This is a genomic window from Latilactobacillus sp. (assembly GCF_033176295.1).
Lineage (GTDB): Bacteria > Bacillota > Bacilli > Lactobacillales > Lactobacillaceae > Latilactobacillus > Latilactobacillus sakei.
This window is the reverse complement of sequence record NZ_JAMQEX010000010.1, coordinates 1-11,325: the sequence shown is the minus strand read 5'-3', so window position 1 is coordinate 11,325 and position 11,325 is coordinate 1. Positions and strand designations below refer to the sequence as shown.

At 41.2% G+C, this 11,325-nt stretch carries 10 protein-coding genes; all 10 read left to right on the top strand.

What is annotated here, in order from left to right; genetic code table 11:
- The first annotated feature begins 17 nt into the window (after positions 1 to 17).
- The 10 genes from NDN60_RS06110 to lysS all read left to right on the top strand — a co-directional run bounded on the left by NDN60_RS06110 (position 18) and on the right by lysS (position 10,832).
- Positions 18 to 1,601: a putative polysaccharide biosynthesis protein gene (locus tag NDN60_RS06110; RefSeq protein ID WP_016265614.1), complete on the top strand. Its 1,584-nt coding sequence runs from the start codon at positions 18 to 20 to the stop codon at positions 1,599 to 1,601.
- Between the two features lie 9 nt (positions 1,602 to 1,610).
- On the top strand, positions 1,611 to 1,877 hold the full coding sequence (locus NDN60_RS06105) for an RNA-binding S4 domain-containing protein (RefSeq protein ID WP_011375295.1): 267 nt from the start codon (positions 1,611 to 1,613) through the stop codon (positions 1,875 to 1,877).
- 145 nt (positions 1,878 to 2,022) lie between these two features.
- On the top strand, positions 2,023 to 2,421 hold the full coding sequence (locus tag NDN60_RS06100) for an FtsB family cell division protein (RefSeq protein ID WP_016265613.1): 399 nt from the start codon (positions 2,023 to 2,025) through the stop codon (positions 2,419 to 2,421).
- A 120-nt stretch (positions 2,422 to 2,541) separates the two neighbouring features.
- Positions 2,542 to 2,985 (top strand): S1 domain-containing RNA-binding protein, encoded by a 444-nt coding sequence (locus NDN60_RS06095; RefSeq protein WP_011375293.1) that lies wholly within the window; start codon positions 2,542 to 2,544, stop codon positions 2,983 to 2,985.
- 83 nt (positions 2,986 to 3,068) lie between these two features.
- Complete coding sequence (tilS, locus tag NDN60_RS06090; RefSeq protein WP_056947576.1) at positions 3,069 to 4,448, top strand: tRNA lysidine(34) synthetase TilS; 1,380 nt, start codon at positions 3,069 to 3,071, stop codon at positions 4,446 to 4,448.
- 39 nt (positions 4,449 to 4,487) lie between these two features.
- A complete protein-coding gene (gene hpt, locus NDN60_RS06085) occupies positions 4,488 to 5,033 on the top strand; it encodes a hypoxanthine phosphoribosyltransferase (protein WP_016265611.1) in 546 nt (181 codons plus the stop codon).
- A gap of 88 nt (positions 5,034 to 5,121) precedes the next feature.
- Positions 5,122 to 7,218, top strand: coding sequence for an ATP-dependent zinc metalloprotease FtsH (gene ftsH / locus NDN60_RS06080; protein WP_056947578.1), 2,097 nt, complete (start codon positions 5,122 to 5,124; stop codon positions 7,216 to 7,218).
- A gap of 72 nt (positions 7,219 to 7,290) precedes the next feature.
- Positions 7,291 to 8,169 carry an Hsp33 family molecular chaperone HslO gene (hslO, locus tag NDN60_RS06075; protein ID WP_099947744.1) on the top strand — a complete coding sequence of 293 codons (879 nt, stop codon included), beginning with the start codon at positions 7,291 to 7,293 and terminating at the stop codon, positions 8,167 to 8,169.
- A gap of 83 nt (positions 8,170 to 8,252) precedes the next feature.
- On the top strand, positions 8,253 to 9,239 hold the full coding sequence (gene dusB / locus NDN60_RS06070) for a tRNA dihydrouridine synthase DusB (protein WP_056947582.1): 987 nt from the start codon (positions 8,253 to 8,255) through the stop codon (positions 9,237 to 9,239).
- Positions 9,240 to 9,341: 102 nt separating this feature from the next.
- Entirely contained in the window at positions 9,342 to 10,832 is a 1,491-nt protein-coding gene (lysS, locus tag NDN60_RS06065) for a lysine--tRNA ligase (protein ID WP_089535182.1), read from the top strand.
- Positions 10,833 to 11,325: the final 493 nt, after the last annotated feature.

The window sequence follows — 11,325 nt, the reverse complement described above, 5'->3', positions numbered from 1 at the left end:
ATTATCGGAGGGATTCGATGCAAAATAAACAGATGCAACATTTAATGAAGGGCGCAGTTGTCTTATCAATTGCCTCCTTTGTTGCCAAAATATTGAGTGCGGTCTATCGGATCCCATTTCAAAATATGGTTGGCAACACCGGGTTTTACGTTTATCAGCAAGTTTACCCTATCTATGGGATTGGGATGACGTTTGCGTTAAGTGGTTTCCCAGTTTATATCTCTAAAATTGTGGCTGAGGAAACGGCCCCGGCTGAACAAACACAGATTTTACGGCGATCTTTTGCGCTATTAGGGTTATTCGGCGCACTGATCTTTTTATACCTGCAATATCAAGCACCGGCAATTGCGGTGGCAATGGCGGATGCTGAATTAGCACCGTTAATCAGAATGGTGTCATACATGTTCTTATTGATGCCGTTTTTGGCGGTTACGCGGGGTTATTTCCAAGGCATCTTCAATATGATTCCAACGGCTACGTCACAAGTGGCCGAACAACTTGTCCGGGTGGTTGTCATTATCCTAGCAGCCTGGTTGTCACTGAAGCTACACTGGTCCGTTTATGAAATGGGAACCTGGGCGATGTCCGGCGCCTTTTTCGGAGGCTTGGTAGCAACAGTTGCCTTATTGAAACCGGCGGAAAAAGCCTTCGTGCTCAGAGGGACAAAACCGAAGGGCATTAACCTAGGTGCGTACCGTTCATTGGCTAAACGCTTATTAATAGAAGGGGGCTCAATTTGTCTGTTTGCTTCATTAATAGTGTTATTACAGTTGGTTGATTCATTCACGGTTAAAAAAGGCTTAGTGGCCAGTGGCTTAACCGAGGATTTTGCTAAAAACCTTAAAGGGATATTTGACCGGGGCCAACCGCTCGTGCAATTAGGCTTAGTTATCTCAATGGCTTTTTCATCGACATTGATTCCAAGTCTTTCGCGGGCACGGCAACAACAGCAAGACCATCAATTCCAACAAGTCGCTGAATCATTGATTCATATCAGTTTAGGCCTCTCGGCGGCGGCAACGACTGGTTTGATGATTCTCATGCCACAAGTGAACTACTTGTTGTTTGGGGATGCAGATGGGAATAAAGCCTTAGTGTGGTACATGCTAAGTATTGTCATTATTGCGCTAATCAATGCCTGCAATAGTGTTTTACAGAGTTTGGATCAGTTCCATAAGACGACGATTGCGCTATTAATCGGCCTTTTGGTCAAAGTGGTCATTAATCAATGGTTGGTACAACACTTCCAAATTGTGGGCGCGAGTGTTGGGACTGTTATTAGTTTAGGGGTTGTGTTAGCCTTAATCTTACGGCAATCACCAGAATTGGTGCGAGATGCCTTGGACGGCCAGCATTTTACAGGTAAATTGGTTTTGATCTGTGGCATCATGGCTGTAGCGGTCCGCTTTGTGGTAACCGTCATTCAACCTAGTCTGGTCTCAAGGGGCCAAGCCGTTTTAGGTGCTGGCGTTGGGATTGCAGTCGGGGTACCCGTCTTTATCAGCCTTGCTTTAGCGTGGCAATTATTCTCAATTCGAGAATGGTTAACGATTCCGGGTGGTAAACAGTTGCTGAAACTAGCACAAAAATTAAAAAGGTAGGCGACACTAATGAGATTAGATAAGTTTTTAAAAGTATCACGGATTATTAAAAGACGTTCAGTTGCAAAAGAAATTGCAGATAAAGGTCGGATTTTAATTAATGATCGTCAAGCAAAGTCTTCAAGTAACGTCGTTGTTGGCGATAAATTGGAAATTGGGTTTGGTAACAAAACCATGATTGTCAAGATTACGCAAATTATCGAAACAACCAAGAAGAGCGATGCGGCAGAAATGTATGAAATCCTTGAAACTAAGGTTGCAGAAAATTTTGAATAAGGTCTTTTAATAGGCGATATTAGTGGTTTAGTCCAATTTGTTAAGGATAATCACTAATATCGCCTATTTTCGTGATATTGGTTGACGTTGTTTTTATTAACTTGCTATAATAAAGGGATTACAACCAGTGATTGGAGGGGCTAACGTGAGTCGTAAGATAACGCAAATTGAAAATGCCTATACGAAACAGCAGGCGGCTAAACAAAAGGTTGAACAAAAATCGAAACGGACACGGACGGTTCATAAGCGTCGCTTATTAGCGTTGGGTGTCATCGCGTTAATTCTTTTTAGTGTCTGTGGTGTTCAAATCCTGCAAACCCACCATTCTCTGGCATTAATTGAGAAGCAAACAGTTGTTAAAAAACAATCCTTAAAAAAGGCCAAAGCCAAAGAAGCGGATTTAAAAGTACAGGTCTCTCAGTTACATAATGATGACTACTTAGCCAAGTATATTCGCTACAAATATTATTATTCAAAGAAGGGCGAAACAATCTATAGTTTGCCTCAAGATAAGGCACCAAATTTAAACGAACAACAAAAATAATTTCGTTTTACAGCCTTGTTTCAAGGGTAAAGCGTGCTATACTTATTTTATTAAATATCACAAGTTTGTGATTAAAAGTTTGACGAGTTCAAACGACCATTTAGGAGGACGTAGTTTTATATGGCAGTTGAAGTTGGTTCAAAAGTTCCTGGTAAGGTAACAGGTATTACGAATTTTGGCGCTTTCGTTGATTTAGGAGAAGGCAAGACCGGATTAGTCCACATCAGTGAAGTTTCTGATAGTTATATCAAGGACATTCACGATGTCTTAACAGTTGGGGACGAAGTGACTGTGAAGGTGATGTCAGATCAAAACGGAAAAATCGGATTATCAATTCGAAAAGCGGTTGATCAACCTAAGGTGCAAGAGCATACTCGGCCACAATCTAGTCGTCCAAATAACAATCGCGGTGGGTATCGTAAACCTGAACATACAAGTGCGCCTAAGAAGGAAGGCTTTGACGATTTACTATCAGGCTTCTTAAAAGATAGTGAAGATCGTTTGTCTACTATTAAACGCAATACAGAAGGTAAACGTGGGGGCCGTGGCGGTCGTCGTAGTTAATCAAAAATCATGATAGAGGTTGGGTTGAAAGTTTAGTGAATAGACTTTTGGCCCAACCTCTATTCATTTGAAGGAGGGTTAAGATGCTTGAACAAGCTTTTCAAAACGAAATACGGCGCCACCAGTTTTGGCCAACTGGCGCAAAAGTGATTGTTGCGACATCAACGGGAGTTGACTCGATGGTTTTATTGACGCTTTTGCAACGCCTACCGACAGCGCTTAAACCTCAATTGATTGTCGCCCACGTCAACCATGAGTTACGGACGGAAAGTGTAGCAGAAGAAGCGTATCTACGACAATTCTGTCTGGAAAATGACTTATCACTGCAAGTGGCGCATTGGCCGCTACAACAACACCCGCAAACGGGTATTGAGGCGGCAGCTCGAGAGTTTAGATATCAATTTTTTGAACACTTAATGACCGCTGAAAAGGTTGATTATCTCGTGACGGCGCACCATGGGGATGATCAGTTGGAAACACTGATGATGAAGTTTATTCGCAGTGGTGAACTGCACGAAATGCGCGGGATTCAAAGTCAACGGCCATTTGCTGACGGCACGTTGATTAGACCCTTATTGCCATTTGCTAAGCAGGATTTACGCGACTTTGCGTTAGCCAATAACATTACGTCCTTTGAAGATCAGACAAACTATGAGACGACTGTCTTGCGGAATCGGGTGCGCCATACTTTGGTCCCTTTTTTAAAACAAGAAAATGGACAAATCTTGCAAAATGCGAATCGCTTCAGTCAGCAATTGACAGCCTTATTGGGGCAACAAGTGCAATTGACGACGACATTATTACCATTACTAGATTTGAAGGTTACAGACAAAGTTATTAGTGGACAGCTCAAGGCGATTAAAACACTACCTACAGCGCAACAAACAGCCATCTGGCAACTCATCATCAAACAGCATTTCCCCCAAATTAGTCCGCTAAAGGAAACCCAACTGCAACAACTCAAGCAATTGATTCAATCAACGGTTAAACCACAAGGTCAGTTGGCCCTTGGTCAGAGGATTTTGTTTACCAAAATCTATGATCGCTTCCAAATTGGTGAAACAACTATTGGTGAGATAGCCGCGAAAGACGAAAAAAGTCGAACGCTAATGCTGAATAAGTGGTGTGTCTTGCCAAATAACGAACAAATTGGTATTTTTGAGATTAATCATTTGCCCCGTAAACTATCGGGCCAACAATTAATTTGGTTAGCAGATGAGCAATGGCCAATTGTTGCCAAACCATGCCAGTTAACTGATACAATTATGATTGATAAAACCCACCATAAAACACTTAAACGTCTTTTTATCGATTTGAAGGTACCTCATGAAAAACGGCAGAATAGCTGGGGTATCTGGGCACAAGAAACCCTGGTTGGCCACCCAGAATTTCGAATTTCAGCATTGTTTAATCACGAACAAACTGGTAAAATACGGTACGTACTGTGTTATATAAGTGAATAAAGAACATTCAGGTTTTACTAAAAAATGGAGGCTAGCTCAATGTTAGAACAAGATATCGAACGTATTTTATACACAAGAGAAGACATACAACGCGTCAATGAAAAATTGGGCAAGCAAATTACGGCGGATTATGAAGGCAAAAATCCGTTGATGATTGGGATTTTAAAAGGTGCCATTGTTTTCATGACTGATTTAATTCGGGAAATTGATTTGCATGTCGAAATCGATTTTATGGACGTTTCAAGTTACGGTGAAGGCACGATTTCATCTGGCGAAGTGAAAATCATCAAGGATCTTGATACCAGCGTACAAGGTCGCGATATTATTATCGTTGAAGATATTGTCGATACTGGTCGGACGTTGAATTACTTGATGTCAATCCTCAAGACGCGCCAAGCTAATTCGATTAAAGTTTGCACTTTAATGGACAAACCAAGTCGTAGAGTTGTCCCAGTTCATTCGGATTATGTTGGCATGGAAGTGCCAAATGAATTCGTTGTTGGATACGGTTTAGATTATGCCGAACGTTACCGTAATATGGGAACAATTGGCGTTTTGAAACCGGAAATATATTCGGGTAAATAAATGGTCAATGAAAGTCAGATATGTTATAGTTTAACAGTGTCAAAAGGACACAGTGTCACAAATGATGAGAAGCTTCAGGAGGTCACGTATGAACAACAAGAAGAATAGACTGTTCAGTAATAGTCTGTTTTACATTATTATCCTAGTGGCTTTAGTCGGTGTATTTTCATTCTTCATGAATGGCAATAGCGGATCAGAGTCTAAGGAAGTTCAATCAAGTACTTTTTTAAGTGAATTGAAGACGGATAAAGTTAAGTCGTTCTCAATCCAACCGACAAATGGTATTTATAAAATTTCAGGGGAATATCGTAAAGCACAAAAAGACGAACAGCCTAAGTCAACATTTTTTGGTTCACAATCAAAAAATAAGAAAGTGACACACTTTACAACCACTTTATTACAAAGTGATTCACAAGTTAGTGCCATTACGAATTTAGCTAACCAAAACAAAACAAAGATTGAAACAATGCAAGAACCACAATCTGGTTGGTGGGTTAGCATCTTAAGCCTAATCTTGCCACTAATTATTATGTTCGGTTTATTCTACATGATGATGGGTCAAGCAGGTCAAGGCGGTGGCCAAGGTGGCCGAATGATGAACTTTGGCAAGTCCAAAGCGCAAAAAGCGGATAAGGGTGCGAATAAAGTACGCTTCTCTGACGTTGCTGGCGCTGAAGAGGAAAAACAAGAATTGGTCGAAGTTGTCGAATTCTTGAAAGATCCTCGTAAGTTTGCGGCATTAGGCGCACGGATTCCAGCCGGGGTATTACTCGAAGGACCTCCAGGTACTGGTAAAACATTATTAGCGAAAGCAGTTGCTGGTGAAGCGGGCGTACCGTTCTTCTCAATCTCCGGTTCTGATTTCGTTGAAATGTTTGTCGGTGTTGGTGCTAGCCGTGTTCGTGATTTATTCGAACAAGCTAAGAAATCAGCACCATCAATCATCTTTATTGATGAAATTGATGCTGTTGGACGTCAACGTGGTGCCGGTATGGGTGGCGGCAATGATGAACGTGAACAAACATTAAATCAAATGTTAGTTGAAATGGATGGTTTCTCAGGTAACGAAGGCGTCATCGTCATCGCTGCTACTAACCGTTCAGATGTCTTAGATCCAGCCCTCTTACGTCCAGGTCGTTTTGACCGGAAAATCCTTGTGGGGCGTCCAGACGTTAAGGGTCGTGAAGCCATCTTAAAAGTCCATGCGAAGAACAAACCATTAGCAGACGACGTCGATTTAAAAGAAATCGCCCAACAAACACCAGGTTTTGTCGGTGCTGATCTTGAAAACTTATTAAACGAAGCGGCCCTTGTGGCAGCTCGTCGTAGTAAGAAAGATATCGATGCTTCTGATGTTGATGAAGCCGAAGATCGGGTAATTGCCGGTCCTGCTAAACGGGATCGTGTCATCAATCCTAAAGAACGTGAAACAGTGGCTTATCATGAAGCTGGTCATGCAATTATCGGCTTAGTATTAAGTGATTCACGTGTCGTTCGGAAGGTCACGATTGTGCCTCGTGGTCGTGCTGGCGGATATGCCATCATGTTACCTAAGACGGATCAATTCTTGATGAGTAAGAAAGAATTAACGGAACAAATGACTGGTTTAATGGGTGGTCGGACAGCTGAAGAAATCATCTTCAACTCTCAATCAACCGGTGCTTCAAACGATTTCGAACAAGCAACAGATATTGCACGTGGCATGGTTACCCATTACGGGATGACTGAAAAACTAGGAACAGTTGCGCTTGAAAAAGAAGGCCAACCATTCGTCGGTGCTGCTTACGGTCAAGGCCCAGCCTTTTCTGAAGCAACGGCTGCTGCAATTGATAGCGAAGTTCGTCGCTTAATCGACGAAGCACATCAACAAGCAACTGAAATTATTCAAGCACATCGTGAACAACACAAGTTGATTGCTGAAATGTTATTGAAGTACGAAACATTAAACGAAAAAGAAATCTTAAGCTTATTCAATGATGGTAAGATGCCTGAAAAGAATGCTGAAGAATTCCCAAGTGAAAAAGCGGCTACTTTTGAAGAAGCTAAAAAAGCACTTGAAGCTAAAGAAGCTGAAAAAACTGACTCAGAATTAGAGGCTGAACAAGCTGATTCAGAAACAACAGAAGTTGCGGATGATACTGCTGATTCAAAACCAACTAATGATGACTCAAACGATAATGCATAATCGGTTATAACGAAAAGGTCGACACGATTAGTGGTCGACCTTTTTGTATCAATAAATAAAAGAGGTAGCATAATGAAGGATTATTTAGTCAAACAAGTATCAGAAGATGGTCAATTACGGGCCTATGCCGTAAACGCCACACAAGTTATCACAGAAGCACAAGAAAAACACGATACATGGCCCACATCATCAGCCGCTTTTGGCCGGACAATTGTTGGGACATTACTATTAAGTGCCGCTGGTTTAAAAGGCGATACTAAGATGACTGTTAAAGTCGAAGGTGATGGTCCTGTCGGAAAAATCGTAGTAGACGGTAACGCACAAGGGACTGTTAAGGGCTACGTTACGAATCCACACGTTAACTTACCCTCAAATGAGAAAAATAAGATTGATGTTAAAGCCGGTGTCGGCACAACTGGGACGTTAAGTGTCACTAAGGATCTTGGCCTTAAGGAACCCTTTACTGGGCAAGTACCATTGGTTTCTGGTGAATTAGGTGAAGACTTTACGTACTACTTAGCAAAATCAGAACAAACACCATCAGCGGTTGGCGTGTCAGTATTTGTGAACGAAGATAGCACAATCGGCGTTGCCGGTGGTTTTATGATTCAAATCTTACCCGGAGCAGATGATCGCTTGATTAATATTCTAGAAGCGCGTCTTCAAGAAATGCCACTTGTGTCAGAACTATTGCAACAGGGGATGACACCAGAAGAAATCATCACTGAAATTGTTGGCGAATTACCAATGAAGACTTTGGAAGAATTACCTGTTAAATACGAATGTGATTGTTCTAAGGAACGGTTTGCTAAAGCGCTCAGCTCAATTGCACCTCAAGATTTAAAACAATTAATTGAAGAAGATCACGGTGCCGAAGCAACATGTCGGTTCTGTGGCAAACAATATCAATTTAGTGAAGCAGATTTGAAAGCCATCTTAGCAGAACAATAGGACGGAATTTTTGCCTGAAAGATAATTTTTTGCTATGATAGCTTGGATATTGTCGAAAGACACGAAGGGAATGGGTTGGCATTATGACATGGCAAATAGGAGACGTGACGATTCCAAATCAAGTAGTCGTCGCACCAATGGCTGGTATTACAAACGCAGCATTTCGAGTGACTGCAAAGGAATTTGGCGCAGGCTTAGTCGTCTGTGAAATGATTAGTGACCGCGGGATTATGCACAATAATCAAAAGACAATGGGCATGATGTTTGTTGATCCAAACGAACATCCAGTGAGCATCCAAATTTTTGGTGGCTCAAAAGATACATTAGTGGAAGCTGCTAAATTTGTGGATCAACACACACAAGCTGATATTATCGACATCAACATGGGCTGTCCTGTGAATAAAGTCGTGAAGACAGACGCTGGTGCGCGTTGGTTATTAGATCCAAATAAGGTTTACGAAATGGTTTCATATGTGACGGACGCTGTTAAAAAACCGGTCACGGTTAAAATGCGGACTGGTTGGGATGAAGACCACATCTTTGCTGTTCAAAACGCCCTTGCTGCAGAACGCGCTGGTGCATCAGCACTTGCCATGCACGGTCGGACTCGTAAACAAATGTATACCGGTAAAGCAGACTGGGATATCTTAAAGCAGGTCAAAGCTGAATTGAAGATTCCATTTATGGGTAACGGGGATGTCCGCACACCACAAGATGCCAAACGCATGTTGGATGAAGTTGGTGCTGACGCTGTCATGATTGGCCGCGCTGCTTTAGGGAACCCTTGGATTTTACGTCAAGTTGAAACCTATTTGCGCAGCGGTGAATTGATTGCAGAACCAACACCAAGAGAAAAAATCGCAACAGCTAAGCTCCAGTTGCATCGTTTAGTAGAACTAAAGGGCGAAAACGTTGCTTGTCGTGAATTCAGACAACAAGCTGCTTACTATCTCAAGGGGATCCCTCGCGCTGCTAAGACGAAGGCTGCAGTTAATGAAGTTGAAACAGAACAAGCGGTTGGCGACATTTTAGACCGTTTTGTTGAAGAAACTGAAGCAAGAATGGCATAAGGGGATACTTAATTGCCTAGTTTCATGTTAAAATCAACAAGAGTAGATAATTGAAAGTAATGGAGGAATTGTCAGTTGGCACAAAAAGATAATCAAAAAGAAATGAATGACCAACTTAAGGTCCGTCGCGAAAAAATGCAATTTTTAAAGGATGAAGGCATTGATCCTTTTGGGAGCCGTTTTGAACGGACGCATTTAGCAGCAGCGTTACACGAAGAATTTGAAGCAATTGAAAAAGACGACTTGGATGTTAAAAACCAAGAAGTGACAATTGCAGGACGAATGATGTCTAAACGGGGTAAAGGTAAAGTTGGTTTTGCCGATATCCGCGATCGTTCAGGTAAGATTCAAATTTATGTTCGTAAAGACGAAGTCGGTGAAGATAACTACAAAATTTTCAAGAAAGCCGATTTAGGGGATCATTTAGGTATTACAGGTCAAATCATGAAAACTGATATGGGTGAGTTAACGGTTAAAGCAACTCATCTAACATTCTTGTCAAAGGCATTACGCCCATTACCTGATAAGTATCACGGTTTAACGAATGTCGAACAAATTTATCGTCAACGTTATTTAGATTTGATTGCTAATCCTGAAAGTATGGATCGTTTCACAAAACGGAGCAAGATTATTTCTGCCGTTCGTGAATATTTAGATACACATGACTTTACTGAAGTTGAAACACCTGTCTTGCATGGTCAAGCTGGTGGGGCCTCAGCACGGCCATTTATTACACATCACAATGCATTAGACATTAACCTCTACTTACGGATTGCGCTTGAATTGCATTTGAAGCGACTAATCGTTGGTGGGATGGAACGTGTCTATGAAATTGGCCGTGTATTCCGGAATGAAGGGATTGATACCAAACATAACCCTGAATTCACGATGTTAGAAACATACGCTGCATACTTTGATTACAAAGATGTCATGGATGAAACAGAAGGTATCATCCGTTTTGCAGCTCACAAAGTCTTGGGAACTGGTCAAATTTCATATCAAGGTCAAGCAATTGATTTAGATGGTGATTTTGCCCGTGTTCACATGGTAGATGCTATTAAGGCTGAAACGGGTGTCGATTTCTGGCAACCAATGACAGTTGAAGCTGCTCGTGAATTAGCAGACCAACACCACGTTAAGTATGAAGAATACTGGCAAGTGGGTCACATCATTAACGCCTTCTTTGAAGAATTCGTTGAAGAGACGTTAGTACAACCAACATTCATTTACGGCCATCCAGTGGAAATTTCACCATTGGCTAAGAAGAATGCCGAAGACGATCGTTTTACAGACCGTTGGGAACTCTTCATGCATGGTAACGAATATGCAAATGCCTTTACTGAATTGAATGATCCAATCGATCAACGTGAACGTTTTGAAGCACAAGCTAAGGAACGTGAAAATGGTAATGATGAAGCTGAAGGTATCGACGAAGATTATGTCGAAGCATTAGAATACGGAATGCCGCCTACAGGTGGACTTGGTATCGGGATTGATCGTCTTGTTATGTTGTTAACTGACGCTGCTTCGATCCGTGATGTCCTCTTATTCCCAACAATGCGTCCAGATAAGCAAGAAAATGAAGAAATTTAAAACTTTTTAAACGCCTGAAAAGGCGTTTTTTTTGTGCAATTTTCGGGATAACCGCCATATAAAGACTACTTTTGGATAATTGTTCATGTTTTGCATAAAATACCGGATAAATTGGATTATTTAGGTGTTGAAAGTTCTGAAATAAAGATGAATAAATAAAGTTGACGAATGATTAGATAGCTGATATAGTAGTCTATGTTGTCAGCGAGATAAAAGCCACAACGATTACGAGAAACGTTAAAGATTGCTTTTGAATATTTATTCAAAAAATATTAATAAAGTTCTTGACAATCAGTTGTTATAAATGATATATTAATTAAGCTGTTTCAACACAGTAGATCTTTGAAAACTGAACAAAGTTTTGATAAACCAAATGTGTAGGGTCGCCCTTTTAGGGCACAACATATTTGCGAAGTCAATTTCGCTAGCAAATAAATTAAGTAACAAAACAAGAGCTACAAACTTTTAATCGAGAGTTTGATCCTGGCTCAGG